Origin of the sequence: Bradyrhizobium sp. 134, from assembly GCF_023074155.1 — a bacterium.
Taxonomy (GTDB): Bacteria; Pseudomonadota; Alphaproteobacteria; order Rhizobiales; family Xanthobacteraceae; genus Bradyrhizobium.
Genome location: NZ_JADPKX010000073.1, coordinates 133046 through 154830, shown reverse-complemented (window position 1 = coordinate 154830; position 21785 = coordinate 133046). Strand labels below are relative to the sequence as shown.

Sequence of the window (21785 nt, the reverse complement as noted above, 5' to 3'; positions counted from 1 at the left end):
CGTCATGTCTCCTTTGCGAGACCGAGTTCGCCGAGGATGGATTGATTGTGCTGCCCGACGTCGGGCACCGGATCCATCCGCGGCGACAGGCCCGGAATGGTGAGAGCGGGCAGGAAGCTCATCACCGGTCCGCATGGAGAGCCCACCGTTTGCACCCGGGCGCGGGAGCGGAGCTGCTCGTGCTCCAGGAACGCCTCGACCGAATTCAGATGCGCGTTGGCGATCGAGGCCTCGTCGAGCAGCCGCAGCACCTCGTCACTGCTCATCGCCGCAAAACGCTGCTCGATATGGACCTGCAGATCGTCCCTGTTTTCCATGCGCAGCGGATTGGTGCGGAAGCGGGGGTGGTCGGCAAAGGCCGCGTCGCCAAGCACGATCGCGCACAGCGATCGCCATTCCCGGTCGTTCTGGATGCCGAAGAAGATGGTGTTGCCGTCTCCGACGCGGAAAGGCCCATACGGCGCTATGGTTGCATGCTTGGCCCCGGTGCGCGGCAGCGGCCGGCCGGTACTCTGCGTGTAGAAGGCGGGATAGCTCATCCAGTCCGTGATGGAATCGAACAGCGAGGCCTGGAAGGCAGTGCCCTTGCCGGTGCGCTCGCGGCGATACAGCGCCATCAGCACGCCGTTGAGGATGTACATCCCGGTGGCGATATCGACCACGGAAAGTCCGACCTTGGCGGGCTCCGCCTCGGTGCCGTTGATGGCGAGCACGCCGGCCTCGCACTGGACCAGGAGATCGTAAGCCTTCTTGTTGCTGTAGGGTCCGCCTGCGCCATAGCCCGAAACGTCGCAGGCGATGATGCGGGGAAACTTTCGCAGCAGCGATGCGGCATCGAGGCCGAGCCGCTCCGCCGCGCCGGGCGCCAGGTTCTGGATGAAGACGTCGGCCTGCGGCAGCAGGGCCTCGAGCACCTTCTGGCCCTCGGGGCTTTTGATATCGATGGCGAGGCTTTCCTTCGACCTGTTGGTCCAGACGAACTGGCTCGACATCCCGTTCATCGCGTGATCGTAGTCGCGGCAGAAATCGCCATCGCCCGGCCGCTCGATCTTGATGACCCGTGCGCCCCAGTCCGCAAGATGCCGGCTGGCAAGAGGAGCCGCAATCGCCTGCTCGAGCGAGACCACCGTCACCCCCGACAGCGGCAGGTCCGCCTCATTCCGCTCCATGCAATCGTCTCCGCTCCCGCTCACGCTTTGACCAGCGCAGGAGACAAGCCGACCACCCCACGCACGTTCTGTGACGATGGCATGATGCCCCTGTTTTGCCCGACGAGTCAAACTTCATTTCGTAAAATCCGCAAATTGCGATCCGCAAAGTCCAATCGGCACATGGACTTGGCTACTGTGCATGGGGTTGTTTTCGCGGTTTTTGTTTTAGGGGCCCTGTTGCCGAGACCGCACACGTCCCGCCTTTCGCATCTCGCCTCGGTTGCCAACGAACCCCCGTTCACCCACTATCGTCTCCGACTCGACATTTGGGGGGATCGATGCCGGCGTTCCGCTTTAAGAAATCTTTCGCTGCTGCGATCACGGGGATGGCTCTGGCCGTCCTGATCCACCCGGGTGAAGGCTTTGCCTACTCCCAGGAGGAGCAGCAGGCCTGCACCCCCGACGCGATGCGGCTGTGCGGCGACTTCGTTCCGAACGTCGACGCCATCACCGCCTGCATGATCCAGAAGAAGTCGCAGCTCTCGCCGCAGTGCCGGGCCTTCTTCCGGCCGGGACCGGAGCCGGGCATGGCGGCGGCGCCCCGCGCCGGCAAGCCGACCAGCATCGCGCCCAAGAGCTCGGCCCGGACGGCGAAGAAGAGCACCAAGCCGGCCAAGAAGAAGAAAGCCAGCGAAGGCTGAGCGCGAGCACGACGTTCCCTTTTTGAAACTCGACCATGCCCGGGCCACAGCGCGCAGTGCGTTTGAAGTCCCGGGCATCTGCGTGTCCGACTTCTCGTTTGCTGTCCCCTTGAGTCAAACTGACCCAGGCGTCAGCCCCACACCAGCCACCGGACTCGTTTTGTTCGCCTTCGCGTGCGGATGCTTGCGACAATTACGACCGCGCGGGGATGGAAACGAGTCGTGGAACGGTTTGCCCGGCGAGGTTGCATTCCGTTTTTTCCCGCCGCACTGCTCAAAAAACGCACGATTGCTGGCGTGAGGCCGTCGTCGCACGCAGCAGTGTGACTCAAAAGCCAACGCGCTTTGTTATTTCATGGCGCCAGCATAACTTATGATAAATTTTTCTTTCCCGAATCACCGCGGTGATTCATTTTCGCTGCCTGGGGTCAATCTGGAGGCAGAGGTATGAACGTTATTGTTTTTGCATCGCGTAAAGGTGGCTCGGGCAAGAGTACGCTGGCCGCGCATCTTGCCGCGCAGATCAAGGCGACCAAGCCGATCCTGCTCGTCGATGCGGATCCGCAAGGCTCGCTCACGCTGTGGCACAAGCTGCGTGGCACCAACGAGCCGCCGATCAAGTCCGCGGTGAACTCGGTCAGCGGCATCGTCTCCGCTGCCAAGCGCGACGGTTATGAATGGGTGTTGATCGACACGCCGCCGAACCTGTCGGCCGTCGTCGACGACGCCATCCGCAATGCCACCATGGTGGTGATTCCCGCCCGTCCCGGCGTGTTCGACGTCAACGCGGTGCAGGAAACCATCCAGATGTGCCGTGCGGCGCGCAAGCCCTACGCGGTCGTGCTCAACGGTGCGCCGGCGCGCCGCGACGAGTCCGAAAGCCCGATCGTCACCATCGCCCGCGAGGCGCTGGCGAAATTCCGTGCTCCGGTGTGGGGCGGCCAGATCACCAACCGTTCGGATCTGCTGATGGCGTTGAGCCACGGCGAGGGCGCGCGGGAATATCAGGCCGAGAGTCGTGCGGCTCAGGAAATCGCAAGGCTGTGGGCGGCGATCGAACGTTCGGTGAAGGCTATTCGCGGCACGGCGTCGGCTTCCGGCGCAATGCACAAGCAGGCGGCGTAATTTTTCATAAATCATTCCCCCGACGAAAAACGCGCGGACCTCCGCGCGTTTTGCGTTTTCGGGCGAGCACGATCCGGAAAAGGGTGAAGCGGTTTTCCGATAAGATCGTGGTCAAGAAAGTGGCTGGAAGTTACGCCACCATCAGCATGTAGAACACGATCACCGGCGACAGAGTGAGGATCACCGACCAGATGCCGGCGGCCCAGAGAATGTCCTCGGTGGTGAAGCCCTGCTGTCCAGCGTCGTAATGCGACGCCACTTCGCTATGATTATTCACAAACGCCCCCGCGATTTCTTCGCTTATGGGCATGAACGCTACGTGAGATATTTTAAAATTCCGGGTCGCAGTTTCGCGCGCTTTCGAACATAGGTGCTACCACGGATTAACCATCCGGACGTGCTTGCGTCAGGCCAGCCAGACCCGAAACACCAGCACCGGCATCAGGCCGAGCATCACCGCCCAGAAGCCGAACGACGACACCACAACAATTCCCCGCAAGAAATCAGCGGACGCGAACATGTCTGCCGCCGTCGGGCGGATGCGTTGCCCCATGATCATTCCCCCATTTGAAAAGACTTTGAATGAAGACGATAGGCGCGATTGCGTAAACGAGCCGTGGACGCGCCATGTGGCAGCAGCGAAGGCCGTTCGCGCGCGGTTAACCAAGCACTCCGCTCTCTCACTCCCTCTCCTCGTTCTTACGGGGAGAGGGTGGGGTGAGGGGCTATCAGCTACGCCGCGACTTGCATGCGTCGCTCGATCTCGCGGTCGAGCTGGACGGCGAGTTCGCTGCCGACCTCCACCATCGGCAGGCGCACTTCGGGGCTGTCGATCAGACCCGTGCGCCACAGCCAGTATTTTGCCGGCGCGGGACTGGGCTCGGTGAACAACAGGCGCGTCAGGTCCGCGACCTCCTGCCAGCGCGCCAGCGCCGCATCGTGATTGCCGCGCTTCAGCTCGGCATGGACGGCCGCAAACGTCGCGGTCTCGAGATGGGCTGACAGCACGATGCCGCCGTCGGCACCGTCGCTGAGCGCCTCGAAATAATTCGCATCCTCGCCGGTCAGCACGCGAAAGTCCGCGGGCCTGTCGCGCAGCAGCGCAATGGACTGCTCGCGGCTCGCGCCGCAATCCTTCAGGCCGATGATGTTCGGATGCCCGGCAAGCCGCAGCAGCGTCTGGTTGGTGATGTTGACCGAGGTGCGATAGGGGATGTTGTAGAGTGCGAGTGGCCAGGCGGCGTGATCGGCGAGCGCCTCGAAATGCGCTAGGAGCCCGCGTTGCGACGGCCGCACATAATACGGGCTCGCGATCAGATAGCCATCGATCGGCCAGTCCGCGGTCGCGTCGAGACGCTCCTTCAGCCGCGAAGTGTCCGCACCTGAAAGTCCAAGGCAGATCGGAATCTTGCTGTGGCCGGTGGCCAGCTCGTCGCGCACGATGGCGACGAGGCGTTCGAGCTCGGCGTCGCGTAGCGTCATGCCTTCACCGGAGGTCGCCCCCAGGATGAAGCCGTCGACGGCCTGTCCGCTGTAATGCCGTGTCAGCCGCCGCAGCGACCTCTCGTCGAGGGCGCCGTCGCGAAACGGCGTCACCAGCGGCAGCCAGAGCCCGTGCAATTGTTCCTGTAGTCCGGTCATGTTCCATCTCCTTCTCGGGAAAAATCCTGAGACGGGGCACATGAAAAAACCCCGTCCAGGCGGCGGGGTTTTCGAAGTTTCGGCTCGCGATGACGAAGGCTGTTAGCGCGCGCAAAAATCCGAGGTCCCCAGATGGGGGCCTTTTTTCGAGGCGACTGCCTGCGACGAGATTGCGCACGACTTCGTGATCATTCGCAAATGATGCGGGGTAAGCATGGAACTGTCAATACACGCGGAGGGCGATGGCCGGATCCGCAAAAAAAAGCCGGGCTCGATCGAGCCCGGCTTAAGGTATTGGCCACGTGAGGCCGACACAATCACCTTCCAAGAGGGATTACTGAACTCCCGCGCCACTGGAGGAGGGGGACAAATGCGCAACGCGAAGGCTCAGCGTGAAGAGATTATGGGCTAGCTTCGCGCCATGCATCAAGCGTCCAAGCCGCATGTCAGACATGCGGAAATCAGGACGGCCAGCGCTGCGCCTTGCTCACCACGAAGTCGCGGAACACTTGCACGCGCGCGACCGTCTTCAGCTCTTCCGGATAGACAAAATACGTATCGAGCTGGATCGAATCCGATTCGCCGAACAGCTGCACGAGGCGGCTCTGTTCTTCGATCAGATAGTCCGGCAACGCGGCGATGCCGAGACCCTGCTGACAGGCGCGGACGAGGCCGAGAATGTTGTTGACCCTGAAATAGGCTTCGCGCGGACCCGAGCCGTTGCGCCCCGCTTCGACCAGCCAGTTGCGGTTCTGAAGATGCGGCGCGAAGTTGCCGTCGGAGAGCGTGATGATGCGGTGGGAGTCGAGCTCCTCCAGCGTGCGCGGCGTGCCGAAGCGCTTGATGTAATCGGGCGAGCAATAAGCGTGGAAGCCCATCGCGAACAGCTTGCGCTGGATGAGATCCGGCTGCGTCGGCTTGCGAGTGCGGATCGCGACGTCGGCCTCACGCATTGACAGGTCGAGCTCCTCGTCGGTGACGATCAGCGAGATCCGGATCTCCGGATAGAGCGCGGTGAATTCGCCAAGCCGGGGGATCAGCCAGTTGATGCCGACGCCGGGCGTGGTGGTGATCTTGAGATCGCCGCTCGGCCGCTCGCGGCTGTCGGTCAGCTTCGCGCGCGCCGCCTGCAGCTGCATGAACACGTCATGGGCGGTGCGGAACAGGAGGTCGCCCTGTTCGGTGAGGATCAGGCCGCGGGCGTGGCGGTGGAACAGCGAGACCGAGAGCTCCTGCTCCAGTGCCGAGACCTGGCGTGACACTGCCGATTGCGACAGGCCGAGCTGCTCGCCCGCGTGCGTGAAGCTGCCCGCTTCCGCCGCGGCGTGAAACACCTTCAGCTTGTCCCAGTCCATATCCGTAAATCCGTCGCGTGTTCTTGCCATGATGTCTATTCCGCTGCCGCGCGCTCGCTGGCGCGCAGGGCCAAAAATCGTTCCGCCTCGAGCGCCGCCATGCAGCCGAGGCCGGCCGCCGTCACCGCTTGACGATAGGTCTCGTCGGCGACGTCGCCGGCGGCGAACAGTCCGGGCACCGAGGTGGCGGTCGAGTTCGGGGCGACCTCGACATAGCCCGACGGTTTCAGCTTGATCTGGCCGGCCACGAGCTCGGTCGCCGGGGCATGCCCGATGGCGACGAAGACGCCGTCGGTCGGCACATCGGTCAACGCGCCGGTCTTGAAGTTCTTCAGTCGCACATGGGTGACCTTGTTCGGGTTCTCGGTACCGCAGATCTCGTCGACGGCTGAGTCCCAGATCACCTTGATCTTAGGGTGCTTGAACAGACGCTCCTGCAGGATGCGTTCGGCGCGGAAGTGATCGCGACGATGCACGATGGTGACCTGCGAGGCATGGTTGGTGAGGTACAGCGCTTCCTCGACCGCCGTATTGCCGCCGCCGACCACTACGACTTGCTTGTTGCGGTAGAAGAAGCCGTCACAGGTGGCACAGGCCGACACGCCGCCACCCTGGAATTTCGCTTCGGACGGCAACCCGAGCCAGCGCGCCTGGGCGCCGGTGGCGAGGATGACGGTGTCGGCGAGATAGACGTCACCGCTGTCGCAGGTGAGGCGAAAGGGGCGTTGCGAGGTGTCGAGCTTGGTCACCAGATCAGTCTTGATCTGGGTGCCCACATGCAGCGCCTGCTTCTCCATCTGCTCCATCAGCCAGGGGCCTTGGATCACATCGGCGAAGCCCGGATAGTTCTCGACGTCGGTGGTGATGGTGAGCTGGCCGCCCGCCTGGATGCCCTGGATCAGGATCGGCTCCAGCATCGCGCGCGCGGCGTAGATCGCCGCCGTGTAGCCGGCGGGGCCGGAGCCGATGATGATGACCTTTGCATGGACAGCGGCGGACATTTCGACAGATGCCTTTCACGGGGGACTGCAGCGCGGGCGCGGAACGTGCCGGGAGGCCTCGCGGAGGCGCTGAAATATCAGAGGTAATCTAAGCTTTCTGGTGAGCTATGCAAGAATTGCATTCCCTGTCGGCGGATTTTTCCAACAAGGAACAAAAGTCGATTGCGCTGCACGCGCAATAAAATTGCGCCGAGTGCGTGGTCTGCGCTATGAGGATTGCGACAGAGCCACCAATACCGCCGCAAAGGCCAGGAGTTCCAATCACGTGTCGCGGAACCTAGACGAGATCGACCTGAAAATTCTCACCGAGATTCAGGCCGACGGTCGAATCACGAATGTCGAGCTGGCCAAGCGCGTCGGCATTTCGCCACCGCCCTGCCTGCGCCGTGTCCGGGCGCTGGAGGAGGAGGGATATATCCATGGCTATCGCGGGCTCCTGGACGCGCGCAAGCTCGGCTTCGACGTCACGGTGTTTGCCGCAGTGCACCTCTCCAGCCAGGCCGAGGCCGATTTGCGCGCCTTCGAGGAGTTCGTCCGCGCCGAGCCGCTGGTGCGCGAGTGCTGGATGCTGTCGGGTGAAGTCGATTTCATCCTGAAATGCGTCGCACCCGACATGGCCACCTTCCAGGACTTCGTCACCCATTTGACCGCCGCCCCGCACGTCCGCAACGTGCGGACCTCGCTGGTGCTGCACAATTCGAAATACGAGGCGGCCGTGCCGCTCGACGTGAGGGGACGAAGGTAGCGTCTCCTCCGTCATTGCGAGCAACACGCAGATACAGAAAAGGCCGCGCAGTGCGCGGCCTTTTTCAAATCACACGCAACGGCAAATCGCTACCGCCACTCCACCTTGGTGATCTCATAAGCCTTGGCGCCGCCGGGTGCGTTGACCTCGACGGTTGAACCCTTCCTCTTGCCGATCAGCGCGCGCGCGAGCGGCGAGGTGATGGAGATGCGGCCCTTCTTGGCGTCGGCCTCGACCTCGCCGACGATCTGCCACACCGTCTTCTTTTCGGTGTCCTCGTCGACCAGTGTCACGGTCGCGCCGAACTTGATGGTGTCGCCGGACAGCTTCGAGATGTCGATGATGTCGGCGCGCGCGAGCTTGTCCTCGAGCTCGGCGATGCGGCCTTCATTGTGGGACTGCTCTTCCTTCGCGGCGTGGTATTCCGCGTTCTCCGACAGGTCTCCGTGCGAGCGCGCCTCGGCGATATGCTCGATGATCCGCGGACGGTCCTCCGACTGGCGCTTCTTCAGTTCTTCCCCGAGCGCGGCAAAGCCGCCCGCAGTCATCGGTACCTTTTCCATCTCTTCTCTCGTCCTTCGGTCGCGCGCGCCCTGACATGTCAACGCGCACGCAACTTGATTCGTCAGTCTGTCCGGGGGCTCAACGCGCGTGCCGCCGAACGTTCATATGGGCTTGGCGCCGGAACAGAACAACCATATGGCCGGACAGTTCCTCCGGCCATAGTGGCTTCATCGCCAATCACTTAGCGGAAGGTTGGGCCTCCCGCTCGCGATCAGGTTTCCGAAAAGTAGCTCTGCAGGGTCCGAACCTCAAGGTCCCCGCCCAGATAGGCGTGGATGCCCTGCGCGGCCGCCACGGCCCCGGAAAGAGTGGTGTAATACGGCACTTTATGCAAGAGGGCCGCGCGCCGCAGAGAACGGCTGTCGGCGAGCGCCTGCGGGCCTTCGGTGGTGTTGAAGACGAGCTGGACCTCGCCATTGGTGATGGCGTCGACGATGTGCGGCCGGCCCTCCAGCACCTTGTTCACCTTCTCGGTCGGGATGCCCTGGTCGGTCAGGAAGCGGGCCGTGCCCGATGTCGCCAGCACCTTGAAGCCGAGCGAATGCAGCTCGCGAACGGCCTCGGTGATGCGCGTCTTGTCGCTCTCGCGAACCGAGACAAACACCGTGCCCTTGCGCGGCACTCGTGTGCCGCCGCCGAGCTGGCTCTTGGCGAACGCCACCGCGAAGGAGCGATCGATGCCCATGACCTCGCCGGTCGAGCGCATCTCGGGGCCGAGCACGGTATCGACGCCGGGGAAGCGGGCGAACGGAAACACCGATTCCTTCACGCCGACATGGTCGAATTTCGCCTTCTTCAGCTTGAAATCGGCAAGCTTTTCGCCGGCCATGATACGCGCCGCGATCTTCGCGACCGGCGTACCGACCACCTTGGCGACAAAGGGCACCGTGCGCGAGGCGCGCGGATTGACTTCGAGCACGTAGATCTCGCCGTCCTTGATGGCGTATTGCACATTCATGAGGCCGACGACGTCGAGGCCGAGCGCCAGCTCGCGGGTCTGCCGCTCCAGCTCCTCGATCATCTTGTCGTCCAGCGAGTGCGGCGGCAGCGAGCAGGCGCTGTCGCCGGAATGGATGCCGGCTTCCTCGATGTGCTCCATGATGCCGACGATGAAGGTGTCCTTGCCGTCGCAGAGGCAGTCGACGTCGATCTCAGTCGCATCGGACAGATAGCGGTCGAACAGCAGCGGATTCTTGCCGAGCACGGTGTTGATCTGGCCGGTCTTGTCGTTCGGGTAGCGCGCCTTGACGTCCCCCGGCACCAGCTCCGGCAGCGTGCCGAGCAAGTAATCGCTGAGCTGGTTCTCCTCGCGGATGATTTGCATCGCGCGGCCGCCGAGCACGTAGGACGGGCGCACCACCAGCGGCAGGCCGAGATCGGTTGCGACCAGGCGCGCTTGCTCGACCGAATACGCGATGCCGTTCTTCGGCTGCTTCAGCCGCAGCTTGTCGAGCACCCGCTTGAAGCGGTCGCGGTCTTCCGCAAGGTCGATGGCGTCGGGCGAGGTGCCGAGGATCGGCACTTCGGCGGCTTCCAGCGCGCGCGCGAGCTTGAGCGGGGTCTGGCCGCCGAACTGCACGATTACGCCATGCAGCGTCCCGTTCGTGCGTTCCTTTGCGATGATCTCCAGCACGTCCTCGGCGGTGAGCGGCTCGAAATAGAGCCGGTCCGCAGTGTCGTAGTCGGTCGATACCGTCTCCGGGTTGCAGTTGACCATGATGGATTCGTAGCCGGCGTCGTGCAGCGCGAAGCAGGCGTGACAGCAGCAATAGTCGAATTCAATGCCTTGGCCGATTCGGTTCGGGCCGCCGCCGAGGATGATGACCTTCTTCTTGTCGGACGGCGAGCTCTCGTCCGCAGGCGCGCCCGCGAACGGCGCCTCATAGGTCGAGTACATGTAGGCCGTGGGCGAAGCGAACTCGGCCGCGCAGGTGTCGATGCGCTTGTAGACGGGGCGAACGCCGAGCGCGTGGCGCTTCGCCGTGACCTCCGCCTCCGTCGTCTCCGCGATCACCGCAAGCCGGGCATCGGAGAAGCCCATGGCCTTGAGCGTGCGCATGCCGAAGGCGTTGCCCGGCAGGCCGTTCTTGCGGACCTTCGCTTCCATATCGACGATGCCGCGCATCTCACCGAGGAACCACGGATCGATCTTGCAGGAATTGAAGATCTCCTCGTCCGACCAGCCGAGCCGCATCGCCTGCGCGACCTGGAGCAGTCGGTTCGGCGTCGGCGTGCCGAGCGCGGCGCGGATCGCATTCTTGTCGTCGTCGCGGCCGAGACCTTCGATCTCGATCTCGTCGAGTCCGGTGAGGCCGGTCTCGAGCCCGCGCAATGCCTTCTGAAGGCTTTCCTGGAAGGTGCGGCCGATCGCCATGACTTCGCCGACCGACTTCATCGACGTGGTCAGCGTGGTGGAGGCGCCGGGGAATTTCTCGAACGCGAAACGCGGCACCTTGGTGACGACGTAGTCGATCGTCGGCTCGAACGAGGCTGGCGTGGCGCCGCCGGTGATGTCGTTGGCGATTTCGTCGAGCGTGTAGCCGACCGCAAGCTTGGCGGCGACCTTTGCGATCGGAAAGCCGGTGGCTTTCGAAGCCAGGGCGGAGGAACGCGACACGCGCGGATTCATCTCGATGACGACCATGCGGCCGTCTTCGGGATTGACGCCGAACTGCACGTTGGAGCCGCCGGTCTCGACGCCGATCTCGCGCAGCACCGCCAGCGAGGCGTCGCGCATGATCTGGTATTCCTTGTCGGTCAGCGTCAGCGCCGGCGCCACCGTGATGGAATCGCCGGTGTGCACGCCCATCGGATCGAGGTTCTCGATCGAGCAGACGATGATGCAATTGTCTTTCTTGTCGCGCACCACCTCCATCTCGTACTCTTTCCAGCCGAGCACGGATTCTTCGATCAGCACTTCGTTGGTGGGAGACGCATCCAGGCCGCGCTCGATGATATCGAGGAACTCTTCCTTGTTGTAGGCAATGCCGCCGCCGGTGCCGCCCATGGTGAAGGACGGGCGGATGATCGCGGGCAGGCCGATCTCGGAGAGCGCCATCAGCGCCTGGCCGAGCGCATATTCCTGATAGCGCTTGCGGCGGTCGCTCTCGCCGAGCGTCCACTGCCGCTCGAGTTCTTCGAGCGCAGCGCCCGATGCCTTTGCGCGATCGGCCTGGTACTTGTCGCGGAAGGACTTCTTCAGGGCGGAGGCGTTGGCGAGCCGCGACTTCGGCGTCTCGAGCCCGATCTTGGTCATGGCCTCGCGGAACAACTGGCGGTCCTCGGCCTTGTCGATCGCGTCCGCGGTGGCGCCGATCATCTCGACGTCGAACTTGTCGAGCGTGCCTTGCTGGCGCAGCGACAGCGCGCAGTTCAGCGCGGTCTGTCCGCCCATGGTCGGCAGCAGCGCGAAGCCGCCGGGAATGACGTGACGTTCTTTCTCGATGATTTTCGCGACGATCTCGGGCGTGATCGGCTCGATATAGGTCGCATCGGCCAATTCCGGGTCGGTCATGATGGTGGCCGGATTGGAATTGACGAGGACGATGCGATAGCCCTCTTCCTTCAGCGTCTTCACCGCCTGGGTGCCCGAATAGTCGAACTCGCAGGCTTGGCCGATCACGATGGGACCGGCGCCGATGATCAGGATGGTGGTGATGTCTGTACGTTTGGGCATCAACTCTCGCCGAAGTGGAATTTGGGCACAAAAAAAGGGCGCGCCTGCTGCGCGTCCCTTTGGCCGAGAGCGCGTTGGTCCCCCTCGCGCGCGGGGTGGGTCTTAGACCAGTTTTCAGGGCGGCGAAACCCCGAAAAACGCCCATCAACCGGCAATTTTGACGGGTTTTGGCCGGGCCTGCCAGCCGCGGGCGAGATGGACCAGAAGAGCCGCCGAAACGCTCAATCCGCCGACCCAGCCCAGATCCGCCGGGCTCCACGCCGCAAGCACGGCGCCGCCCAAGGCTCCGCCGATCGCAAAGCCGAGATACATGGCCGAGGCGTTGAGCGAGAGCGCGATCATCGAGGCCTGCGGCTCGATCCGGATGATGCTGGCGACCTGAGCCGGGTAGAACGCCCATCCCGAGATGCCCCAGAGGAAGATCGCGCCCAGCACCGCATAATGCGCCTGTCCCGGCATCAGCTTCAGGACCAGCGAATGCAGGATCAGCGCGCTGGCCATGCCGGCAAGCCCGAGACCTGCTGTGGCGAGCGTGCCGAGTCGGTCGGCCAGGACGCCGCCGAGCATGTTACCGATCGCGGCGGCGCCGCCGAACACCAGCAGCGCGAGGCTGACCTGCGAGGCATCGAATCCAAGGCCGTGCAGCGGGACCGCGAAATAGGTAAACACGGTGAAGCCGCCGAGCGCCCATAAAATCGTGATCAGAAGCGCCGTCAGGACATTGCGGTGACGCGCCACCGCCAGCCGATCGCTGAGCGAGGCTGTGTTGCGCGGCAGGCCGCGGGGCAGGCCGAGCAGGAGGCCGGCGAGCGCACCGGCGCCGATCAGGGCGACCATGGCAAAGGTCGCGCGCCAGCCGAGCAGGCTGCCGACGAGATTGCCGAGCGGAACGCCGATGACGGTCGCAACCGTGAGGCCCGAGGTGACGAGTGCCACCGCGCGGCCGCGCCGCTCCGGCGCGGCGACGGCCACGGATACGGCCAGCGCGGTCGGCATGCACAGCCCGGAGCCCAGCGCCATCAGCATGCGCGAGGCCAGCAACAGGGCGTAATTCGACGCCACCATGGCCGCGAGGTTTCCGGCAATGAAAGTCGATAGCGCCAGGGCCAGCACGGTGCGGCGGTCGATATTGTTCAGCGTCACCGCCAGGATCGGCGAGCCGACCGCGTAGGTGAGGGCGTAGGCCGTGACCAACTGGCCGGCGGCGGGGACGGAAATCGCCAAGTCGGTTGCGATAGACGGCAAAAGCCCAGCAATGACAAAGCCTTCCGTGCCGATCGCAAAGGCCGCCAAGGCCAGCCAGAATACGCCCATCAGGAAAATCCCTATGTTCAACGTTTATTGAACTATGGGTGGGACCGGGTCGGGAGTCAATTGGTTCAAGAACTATTGAACATTGAGGCCATTTCGCTATGATCTCAGACCATGAGCCGCACGCCTCCTCACCCCACCCGCGAGCAGATCGAACTGCCGATGGTCCTGGATTGCCTGAGCGATCCGATCAGATTGGCGATTGTGTATCAGCTCGCCCAGCAGGAACCTGTCAGCGGCGAGCTGTGCTGCGGCGACTTCAGCGCGCTCAGCGGCAAGTCGAATCTTGCCTATCACTTCGCCAAGCTACGCGAATGCGGCCTGATGCAGACCCGCGTCGCCGGCACCAACCGGTTCGTGCGGCTGCGCCGCGCGGATCTGGACGCACGCTTTCCGGGCCTGCTCGATGCAGTCATCACGTCCGCGGCAAAGGATGCCGACCGGCTGCGGCTGCTGTCGGAGCACGATCTGGTTGAGGCTGATTGAGGATTGGGCGGCCAGTCCGTCTTCGCTTGCGCTTCGCTCCAGCTACGCCGGACACGCTTCGCCCCTTCGGGTCTCGCGTGGCTGCGCCACGCGTAGCCCCGCAGGGGCGAAGCGTGGAGACCCGGCCTGGATTTGAACCAGGATAAAGAGCGATGCATCGCCCTCGCGTAGACACTTCCGCCACCGGGCCGCGGCGATCATTACTGATCGGGGTGCGACAAGCCACCTCAGGCAGACGTTATGCTTAACGAACTCAGGAAGCTTACCGAATCCGAGAGGTTTACCGAACTAATGGCGGCCGCGCGACGAACGTCATGCGCCAGCTATTGTGGCCGATATTGCGGTGAGCGCGCTGGACCGTGAAGCCGGCGGTCTTGAGCTTGGCGGTGATCTCCTCCTCACTGTAGCGCTGCAGCCCGATGCGCGTGCGCAGCTGACGGTAATCCGACAATGCGGTGCTGATCAGCCCGATCAGGGCATCTTTCAAAAAGCCGTGACGAAGGCCGAAGCTGAGTAGCGCTGTGACGTCCCTGAACATGCCGACATTGGGCTGGAGGATGTCGCCGAGCACCAGCTTGCCGGAGGGCTTCAGGATGCGGCGGAAGTTGAGGAGCGCGGCGTCGAGCTCGTCCGGCGCCATGTATTGCGCGACCGAGTTCATCACGACGAGATCGATCGACTGCTCCTGCATGTTGTGGACGTCATCGAGCGAGCGGACGCGGATTTTCGTGTTCGGGGCAAACCGCGCGATCAACCGGCCGCGCACGCCGGGCGCGGGCTCGGCGAGGATCAGCTTGCCGCAGACAGCCGCGACCTGGCTCGCCGACAGCGCCTCGCCGCAGGCATAGTCGAGCACGGTCGCCTCGGGCGAAGAAATGTAGCCGATGATGTCCCGCGCGATGATCTGGAAGTGCAAGTCGCGATGCAGCTTGCTGACATAGATCGTGTGCGTCGAGTCGTAGTAATCGATCCAATCGTCCATGGTCGTCGAGGGCCCCGGCCAAACGGTTCCGCTGAAGGAACCGGCGCTGCCCGCCTGCGTTAGGGGTGCGGCGGCGCGCCGTCAATGTCTGCGTCCTAACAGGAAGGTTTCCCGTGAGCAAAGCCCCACAAAAGGTCTCGCCCGACCTCGATACACCCACCGATCTGTCGTCCCAGGCGGTCAACAAGGTTTCGGAGGCGCTCAACGTGCTTCTGGCCGACGCGTTCGCGCTGTATCTGAAGACCAAGAATTTCCACTGGCACATCAGCGGCCGGCATTTCCGCGATTATCATCTGCTGCTTGACGAGCAGTCCGACCAGATATTCGCCACCACCGACCAGCTCGCCGAGCGCGTCCGCAAGATCGGCGGCGTCACGCTGAAGTCGATCGGGCAGATCGCCAAGCTTCAGACCATCAAGGACAACAACGAAGACTATGTCCCGCCGCGCGAGATGCTGCGCGAGTTGATGCAGGACAACAAGCATGTCGCCGCCGCAATGCGCAAGGCACACGAGGTCTGCGACGACGCCGGTGACGTCGCCAGCGCCAGCATCCTCGAAAACTTCATCGACGAGACCGAACGCCGTACCTGGTTCCTGTTCGAAGCCACAAGACAGGAAGGTGCGAACGAAGCGTAGGTGACGCTGTCGTAGGGTGGGCAAAGGCGCGCTCTTCGCGCGCCGTGCCCACCATCTATCCGCAGTTCAAACTGTTTGGTGGCACGCTTCGCTTTGCCCACCCTACTGCACCGTCTTTGTAGCTACCGCCACAACCGCATCAACGCCCCATCCTTCCCCGTCACCGGATCGGCCGGCGGCAGCGCGACGTTTGGAATCGTCTTCAGCGCCTTGGCGTGGTTCTCCGGCGTTGCGCAGGTGATCTCCATCTTCGCACCCGGCGGATAAGCGCCGATCACGCAGAAATCCTCGCTCGCCTTGATGCGCTGGTGACCTGTGCCGGCGGGCAGGATCGCGACGTCGCCGGCCTTGATCTCCAGCTCCTGGCCATGGTCGCCGCCGAAGCGGACGCGCGCGCTGCCACGCGCAACGCCGAGCACCTCGTGCACCGTCGCGTGATAATGCAGATAATCGAAGACGCCATTGCGCCACGTGCCGCCCCAGCCGTTCGCTTCGAACAAGCGTTCGATCGTCTCTTCCGGTTGTCTGGAATCGAGCTTCACCGCGGCCTGGTAGACCAGGAAGGGGAGGATATTGTTCGGCACGAGCCCGTCATCCTCAAACACGATGGCGAGCGGCTCGGCATTGTCGCGGACGACGGACATAAGGGGCTCCTGCGTGAGCGTAGCAGGGATCAACGAAGGGAGCTAAGCGGCGTTCCTTTCACGAAAAAAGCCCGGGACCAGGCCCGGGCTCTTTGTCATGACGTTAATTGCGAAAGAGCGCGCGCGCCTTACGCGCTCTTGTTCTGCCGCATCAGATCCGCAAAACGCTGGAACAGATAGTGCGAGTCGCGCGGACCCGGCGAGGCCTCGGGGTGGTACTGCACCGAGAACACCGGCTTGCCGTCGAGCTGGATGCCGCAATTGGAGCCGTCGAACAGCGAGATGTGGGTCTGCGTCGCGCCGGTCGGCAGGGTGCTCTCGTCCACGGCAAAGCCGTGGTTCATCGAGGTGATCTCGACCTTGCCGGTGGTCTCGTCCTTCACGGGATGATTGGCGCCGTGATGGCCCTGGTGCATCTTCTTGGTCTTGGCGCCGACGGCGAGGCCGAGCATCTGATGGCCGAGACAAATTCCGAATGTCGGCGTGCCCGACTTGATCACGTCCTGGATCACCGGCACGGCATATTTGCCGGTCGCGGCCGGATCGCCGGGACCGTTCGACAGGAACACGCCGTCCGGTTTCATCGCCAGGATGTCCTCGGATGACGTCGTTGCCGGCACCACCGTCACCTTGCAACCGACGCCGGCGAGCAGGCGCAGAATGTTGCGCTTGATGCCGTAATCGATGGCGACCACGTTGAACTCAGGCTTGTCCTGACGGCCAAAGCCCTTGTCCCAGAGCCAAGGCGTCTCGTCCCAGGTGAAGCGCTGGCCAGAGGTGACCATCGGCACGAGGTCCATGCCCTCGAGGCCGGGCCATTCGCGCGCTTCTTCCTTCAGGCCGTGCAGGTCGAACTCGCCATCCCTGGCGTGTGCGATCACGGCGTTGGGCATGCCCTTGTTGCGGATCAGCGCGGTCAGCGCGCGGGTGTCGATGCCGGACAGGCCGATGATGCCGCGGGCCTTCAGCCACTGGTCGAGGTGCTTGGTGGCGCGGTAGTTCGAGGGATCGGTGATCGCGGTGCGCAGGATCACGCCGCGCGCGCCGGGCGTCGCGGCCATGTTCACCGTCTCGATGTCGTCGTCGTTGGTGCCGACATTGCCGATATGCGGGAACGTGAAGGTGATGAGCTGGCCGGCATAGGAGGGATCGGTGAGGATCTCCTCGTAGCCGGTCATCGCGGTGTTGAAGCAGACCTCACCGACGGCTTGGCCTTCGGCGCCGAGGCCAAAGCCTTCCAGCACCGTGCCATCGGCAAGCACCAACAGCGCGGTCGGTTTGTGGTCCGGCCAGGCGTGATCGTTATCATGTTGTGTCATGAGCCCGGTTCATAGTCCCCGCGGGCGCCGGCGTCAAAGCGGAGATGCGCCGATTCACATGCGTTTTTGCATATTTGACAGGTCGCCTTGGGCCCCTAAGCTCCGCGGCACAATTTCCGGCAAATTCGGGGGCTTGGGAGGCAATAATGGACCAGACGATGCCGATTCTGCTGGTTCCGGGATTAGCTTCCTCGGCCCGGATTTATGCGCCGGTCATCCCGTCGCTCTGGCGGTTCGGCCCGGTGATGGTCGCCAACCATTTTCGCGACAATAACATGGCGGCAATCGCCCGGCGGGTGCTGAGCGAGGCGCCGCCGCGCTTCGCGCTCGCCGGCCATTCCATGGGCGGCTATATCGCGCTCGAGATCATGCGCCAGGCGCCCGAGCGGGTGGCCAGGCTGGCATTGATCAACACTCAGGCGCGGCCCGACACGGAGGAGGCGACCGCGCGCCGCCGCGGCCTGATGGAGCGGGCCAGGCGCGGCGAGCTGCGTGCCGCGCGCGAGGAGATGTTTCCCGAACTGGTGCATCCGTCGCGCCGCGACGATGCCGGTATTCGCCAGCTCGTGCATGAGCAGGGCGAGGACGTCGGCGTCGAAGGCTATCTGCGACAGCAGACCGCGATCATCGCGCGGGTGGATTCACGGCCGACGCTTGCGACGATCAAATGCCCGACATTGGTGCTGACGGGCGATGTGGACAACACGATTCCCAACGCACTCTCGAAGGAGATGGCGGAGGGCATTGCCGGTGCAAGGCTCGTCGTTTTGGAGGATTGCGGACACCTGCCGCAGCCGGAGCAGCCCGCGGCGACGGTGCGCGCGCTGGTCGAATGGCTGGGCCCCCCGGTTGTCTCAGGGCCGCGAACGGCCTAGATCAGGCCTCGGATATGCTAGGGGAGCACGATCATGCTGCGCGACGACATCAACAATGCGGTCAAGGAGGCCATGAAGGCCAAGAACGAGCGCAAGCTGTCCACGCTGCGCATGGTCAATTCGACCATCAAGAACGCCGACATCGAGGCGCGCGGCAGCGGCAAGCCGCCGCTCTCGGACGCGGACCTGCTCGGCGTGTTTCAGAAGATGATCAAGCAGCGCCAGGAATCGGTCGAGCTCTACGAGAAGGGCGGCCGTGCCGAGCTCGCCGCGCAGGAGCGCGAGGAGATCGCGGTGATCTCGGCGTACCTGCCGAAGCAGATGTCGGACGATGACGTCAAGAAGGCGATCTCGGACGCGATCGCCGAGACCGGCGCGGCCGGCATGAAGGACATGGGCAAGGTGATCGCCGTGTTGAAGACGAAGTACGCAGGCCAGATGGATTTCGGGAAGGCTTCCGGTTTGGTGAAGGCTGCTCTGACGGGCTAGTTCTTGCCCTCTCCCCTTGTGGGAGAGGGGGGATCGCCGCGTAGCGGTGAGACGGGTGAGGGGTCTCGCTCGGCGTGTGCCACTCTCACAGAAACCCCTCATCCGGCGCTTCGCTCCACCTTCTCCCACAAGGGGAGAAGGGTGCACCTTTGATGCGGCGCCCGTTCGGTCTACTCTCTCCCGATAGACAAATCGGGAGCAACCGATGACTGCCATCAAGCCGTTTCGCATCGCCATCAGCGACGACATTCTCACCGACCTCAAATCGCGCCTCGCCCGCACGCGCTGGCCGGAGGCGGAGCTGGTCGACGACTGGAGCCAAGGTGCGCCGCTGAAATGGATCCAGGAGATCTGCGCCTATTGGGCCGATGGCTATGACTGGCGCGCGCGCGAGGCAAAACTCAACCGCTTCGAGCAGTTCACCACCGAGATCGACGGGCTCGACATCCACTTCCTGCATGCGCGCTCGAAGGAGCCGTCGGCGCTGCCGCTGATCATCACCCATGGCTGGCCCGGCTCGATCGTCGAATTCCAGAAGGTGATCGCGCCGCTGGTCGATCCTGTCGCGCATGGCGGCAATCCCGCCGATGCTTTCCACGTCGTCTGTCCGTCGCTGCCGGGCTTTGGGTTCTCCGGCAAGCCGAACACCACCGGCTGGGGCGTCGATCGTATCGCCGCGACCTGGGCCAAGCTGATGGACCGGCTCGGCTATATCAGTTATGGCGCGCAGGGCGGCGACTGGGGCTCGGCGGTGACGACCTCGCTTGGCATGCAGGACGGCGAGCATTGCGCCGGCATCCACGTCACGCTCGCCTTCAACGCCGCGCCGAAAGTCGAGGGCGAACCGACGCCGGAAGAGAAGCGCGCGCTCGCCGGCCTCAAGCATTATGTCGACCTCGACTCCGGCTATTCGAAGCAGCAATCGACGCGGCCGCAGACACTCGGTTACGCTCTGACCGATTCGCCGAGCGGACAGGCGGCCTGGATTTTGGAAAAATTCTGGGCCTGGACCGATTGCAACGGTCATCCCGAAAACATCTTCACCAAGGACGAACTGCTCGACAACGTCATGCTCTATTGGGCGACGGAGACGGCGACCTCGTCTGCGCGGCTCTATTGGGAAAGCTTCGGCAAGCGCCGGACCTCGCCCGTCGTCAAGGTGCCGACGGGCGTGGCTGTCTTCCCCAAGGAGATCATCACGCCGGTGCGGCGCTGGATGGAGCCGAACTTTCACAACATCACGCATTGGAGCGAGATGGAGAAGGGAGGCCATTTCGCCGCATTCGAGCAGCCGGAGCTGTATGTCGGCGAGGTCAGAAAGTTCTTCCGGACGGTGCGCTGAGACGCATTCTCCGTCAGGCCCGGGCTTGTCCCGGGCATCCACGTCCTTAAAGTCAGGTCAAACAAGAACGTGGATGGCCGGGACAAGTCCGGTCAAGACGACGCTGCCGGGAAACGATCATGCTCACCGAAGCCAACACCTATGACGAACTCTACAGCAATTTCCGCTGGGAGATCCCGGCGCGCTTCAACCTGGCGGAGGCTTGCTGTGATCGCCACGCCGACGGCACCGGCCGGCTCGCGTTGGTCTATGTCGACGAGAACGGCGTCATCACGCGCACATCCTTCGACGAGGTCGCGGAGATGTCGCGCCGCTTCGCCAATGTGCTGAAGGCAGATGGTCTTGCCCGCGGCGACCTCGTCGCGGTGTTCCTGTCGCAGTCGCTGGAGCTGCCGATCGCGCACATGGCCGCGTTCCGTTCGGCGATGATCTCCGTTCCGCTGTTCGCGCTGTTCGGCGAAGACGCGCTGGAATTCCGTCTGTCGAACTCGCAGGCCAAGGCGATCGTCACCGACAAGGCGGGCTGGGAGAAGCTTTCGAAGATTCGCGACCGTCTGCCGGAGCTGAAGAATGTCTACATCGTTGCCGAACGAACGCCGACGGGCACTACATCGTTCTGGGATTCGGTCAAGGCGGCATCGCCCGACTTCAGGCTGGTGGACACGTCTGCAGACGATCCCGCGCTGATCATCTACACCTCGGGCACGACAGGCAATCCGAAGGGCGCGCTGCACGCACACCGCGTCGTGCTCGGGCATCTCCCCAATGTCGAGATGTGCCACAACTTCCTGCCGCGCCCCGGCGATCTGATGTGGACGCCGGCGGATTGGGCCTGGATCGGTGGCCTCATCAACGGCCTGTTCGCGTTCTGGTATCACGGCATTCCCCTGGTCGGCCACCGCGCGCGAAAGTTTGAGCCGCAAGCGGCGATGCAGATGATGGCCGATCTCGGCGTGCGCAATGTCTTCCTGCCGCCGACCGCGCTGAAGCTGATGCGGCAGGCCGGCGTGACGCATTCCGGAGTCAAGCTGCGCAGCATCTTTACCGGCGGCGAGTCCCTCGGCGGCGAGCTGCTCGGCTGGGTGCGCGAGACTTTCGGCGTCGACGCGCACGAGGTGTTTGGCCAGACCGAATGCAATCTCGTGATCGGCAGCAACGCGAATCTGTTTCCGATCCGCCCCGGTTCGATGGGCAAGGCGACGCCGGGTTTCGATGTTCGCATCGTCAACGACAGAGGCGAGGAGCAGCCACGTGGCCAGCGCGGCATCATCGGCGTGCGCCAACCCTGTCCTTGCACGATGCTGGAATACTGGCGCAATCCGGAAGCGACGGCGAAGAAATATGCCGGCGAGTTCCTGCTCACCGGCGATCTCGGCGTGCAGGACGAGGACGGTTACTTCTGGTACGTGGGCCGCGAGGACGACGTCATCACCACCGCCGGTTATCGCGTCGGTCCGTCCGAGATCGAGCACACGCTGATGAAGCACCCAGCGGTGGCGATGGCGGCGGTGGTCGGCATTCCCGATCCGATCCGCACTGAATCGATCAAGGCCTGGATCGTGCTGCGCCCGGGCTTCTTCGCCGGCGACGCACTCGCGCGCGAGATCCAGGAGTTCGTCAAGGTGCAACTCGCCGCCCACGAATACCCGCGCTTCGTGGAGTTCGCGGAGACACTGCCGATGACCGCCACCGGAAAGGTGCTGCGGCGCGAGCTGCGAGCGCTCGGGTAGAGCACATCGT

21 protein-coding genes are annotated in these 21785 nt (G+C 63.6%); 9 read left to right on the top strand and 12 right to left on the bottom strand.

The window, feature by feature from the left end; genetic code table 11:
- Positions 1-2: 2 nt before the first annotated feature.
- The gene (locus tag IVA75_RS28630; RefSeq protein ID WP_247282526.1) at positions 3-1169 is read right to left on the bottom strand and encodes a CaiB/BaiF CoA-transferase family protein; all 1167 of its coding nucleotides are present in this window, start codon (positions 1167-1169) and stop codon (positions 3-5) included.
- Between the two features lie 320 nt (positions 1170-1489).
- On the opposite strand from IVA75_RS28630, the gene IVA75_RS28625 reads away from it, so the two are divergent.
- Complete coding sequence (locus IVA75_RS28625; RefSeq protein ID WP_027565324.1) at positions 1490-1852, top strand: hypothetical protein; 363 nt, start codon at positions 1490-1492, stop codon at positions 1850-1852.
- A gap of 447 nt (positions 1853-2299) precedes the next feature.
- Entirely contained in the window at positions 2300-2977 is a 678-nt protein-coding gene (locus tag IVA75_RS28620; RefSeq protein ID WP_007596685.1) for a ParA family protein, read from the top strand.
- Between the two features lie 130 nt (positions 2978-3107).
- Here IVA75_RS28620 and IVA75_RS28615 read toward each other — a convergent pair whose 3' ends face one another.
- From IVA75_RS28615 to trxB, 5 genes are all read right to left on the bottom strand, one after another.
- Positions 3108-3287, bottom strand: a complete 180-nt coding sequence (locus IVA75_RS28615) for a hypothetical protein (RefSeq protein WP_247282525.1) — start codon at positions 3285-3287, stop codon at positions 3108-3110.
- 96 nt (positions 3288-3383) lie between these two features.
- On the bottom strand, positions 3384-3530 hold the full coding sequence (locus tag IVA75_RS28610; protein WP_166517545.1) for a hypothetical protein: 147 nt from the start codon (positions 3528-3530) through the stop codon (positions 3384-3386).
- A gap of 179 nt (positions 3531-3709) precedes the next feature.
- Positions 3710-4618, bottom strand: coding sequence for a 4-hydroxy-tetrahydrodipicolinate synthase (locus tag IVA75_RS28605; protein ID WP_247282524.1), 909 nt, complete (start codon positions 4616-4618; stop codon positions 3710-3712).
- 461 nt (positions 4619-5079) lie between these two features.
- Positions 5080-6003 (bottom strand): LysR family transcriptional regulator, encoded by a 924-nt coding sequence (locus tag IVA75_RS28600; protein WP_007614700.1) that lies wholly within the window; start codon positions 6001-6003, stop codon positions 5080-5082.
- Between the two features lie 5 nt (positions 6004-6008).
- Positions 6009-6974 carry a thioredoxin-disulfide reductase gene (gene trxB / locus IVA75_RS28595; RefSeq protein ID WP_247282523.1) on the bottom strand — a complete coding sequence of 322 codons (966 nt, stop codon included), beginning with the start codon at positions 6972-6974 and terminating at the stop codon, positions 6009-6011.
- A 265-nt stretch (positions 6975-7239) separates the two neighbouring features.
- On the opposite strand from trxB, the gene IVA75_RS28590 reads away from it, so the two are divergent.
- Positions 7240-7719: an Lrp/AsnC family transcriptional regulator gene (locus tag IVA75_RS28590; RefSeq protein WP_007596676.1), complete on the top strand. Its 480-nt coding sequence runs from the start codon at positions 7240-7242 to the stop codon at positions 7717-7719.
- An 89-nt stretch (positions 7720-7808) separates the two neighbouring features.
- On the opposite strand, the gene greA is transcribed toward IVA75_RS28590, so the two are convergent.
- From greA to IVA75_RS28575, 3 genes are all read right to left on the bottom strand, one after another.
- Entirely contained in the window at positions 7809-8282 is a 474-nt protein-coding gene (greA, locus tag IVA75_RS28585) for a transcription elongation factor GreA (protein ID WP_247282522.1), read from the bottom strand.
- Positions 8283-8494: 212 nt separating this feature from the next.
- Positions 8495-11959, bottom strand: coding sequence for a carbamoyl-phosphate synthase large subunit (gene carB / locus IVA75_RS28580; protein WP_027565320.1), 3465 nt, complete (start codon positions 11957-11959; stop codon positions 8495-8497).
- Between the two features lie 144 nt (positions 11960-12103).
- Positions 12104-13273: an MFS transporter gene (locus IVA75_RS28575; protein ID WP_247282521.1), complete on the bottom strand. Its 1170-nt coding sequence runs from the start codon at positions 13271-13273 to the stop codon at positions 12104-12106.
- A gap of 111 nt (positions 13274-13384) precedes the next feature.
- On the opposite strand from IVA75_RS28575, the gene IVA75_RS28570 reads away from it, so the two are divergent.
- Positions 13385-13756 carry a helix-turn-helix transcriptional regulator gene (locus tag IVA75_RS28570; RefSeq protein WP_247282520.1) on the top strand — a complete coding sequence of 124 codons (372 nt, stop codon included), beginning with the start codon at positions 13385-13387 and terminating at the stop codon, positions 13754-13756.
- A 280-nt stretch (positions 13757-14036) separates the two neighbouring features.
- Here the strand turns inward: IVA75_RS28570 and IVA75_RS28565 are convergent, their stop codons facing one another.
- The gene (locus IVA75_RS28565) at positions 14037-14738 is read right to left on the bottom strand and encodes a class I SAM-dependent methyltransferase (RefSeq protein ID WP_247282519.1); all 702 of its coding nucleotides are present in this window, start codon (positions 14736-14738) and stop codon (positions 14037-14039) included.
- Positions 14739-14851: 113 nt separating this feature from the next.
- On the opposite strand from IVA75_RS28565, the gene IVA75_RS28560 reads away from it, so the two are divergent.
- On the top strand, positions 14852-15376 hold the full coding sequence (locus IVA75_RS28560) for a DNA starvation/stationary phase protection protein (RefSeq protein ID WP_027565316.1): 525 nt from the start codon (positions 14852-14854) through the stop codon (positions 15374-15376).
- Positions 15377-15498: 122 nt separating this feature from the next.
- On the opposite strand, the gene IVA75_RS28555 is transcribed toward IVA75_RS28560, so the two are convergent.
- Together IVA75_RS28555 and carA are read right to left on the bottom strand one after the other, a co-directional pair.
- Positions 15499-16020 carry a hypothetical protein gene (locus IVA75_RS28555; protein WP_247282518.1) on the bottom strand — a complete coding sequence of 174 codons (522 nt, stop codon included), beginning with the start codon at positions 16018-16020 and terminating at the stop codon, positions 15499-15501.
- Positions 16021-16148: 128 nt separating this feature from the next.
- Positions 16149-17339: a glutamine-hydrolyzing carbamoyl-phosphate synthase small subunit gene (gene carA, locus IVA75_RS28550; RefSeq protein ID WP_027565314.1), complete on the bottom strand. Its 1191-nt coding sequence runs from the start codon at positions 17337-17339 to the stop codon at positions 16149-16151.
- A 44-nt stretch (positions 17340-17383) separates the two neighbouring features.
- Between carA and IVA75_RS28545 the strand changes: the two genes are divergently transcribed.
- From IVA75_RS28545 to IVA75_RS28530, 4 genes are all read left to right on the top strand, one after another.
- A complete protein-coding gene (locus IVA75_RS28545) occupies positions 17384-18214 on the top strand; it encodes an alpha/beta hydrolase (RefSeq protein WP_346658445.1) in 831 nt (276 codons plus the stop codon).
- A 33-nt stretch (positions 18215-18247) separates the two neighbouring features.
- On the top strand, positions 18248-18703 hold the full coding sequence (locus tag IVA75_RS28540; protein WP_247282516.1) for a GatB/YqeY domain-containing protein: 456 nt from the start codon (positions 18248-18250) through the stop codon (positions 18701-18703).
- Between the two features lie 205 nt (positions 18704-18908).
- The gene (locus IVA75_RS28535; protein ID WP_247282515.1) at positions 18909-20045 is read left to right on the top strand and encodes an epoxide hydrolase family protein; all 1137 of its coding nucleotides are present in this window, start codon (positions 18909-18911) and stop codon (positions 20043-20045) included.
- 119 nt (positions 20046-20164) lie between these two features.
- A complete protein-coding gene (locus IVA75_RS28530; RefSeq protein WP_247282514.1) occupies positions 20165-21775 on the top strand; it encodes an acyl-CoA synthetase in 1611 nt (536 codons plus the stop codon).
- The last annotated feature ends 10 nt before the right edge of the window (positions 21776-21785 follow it).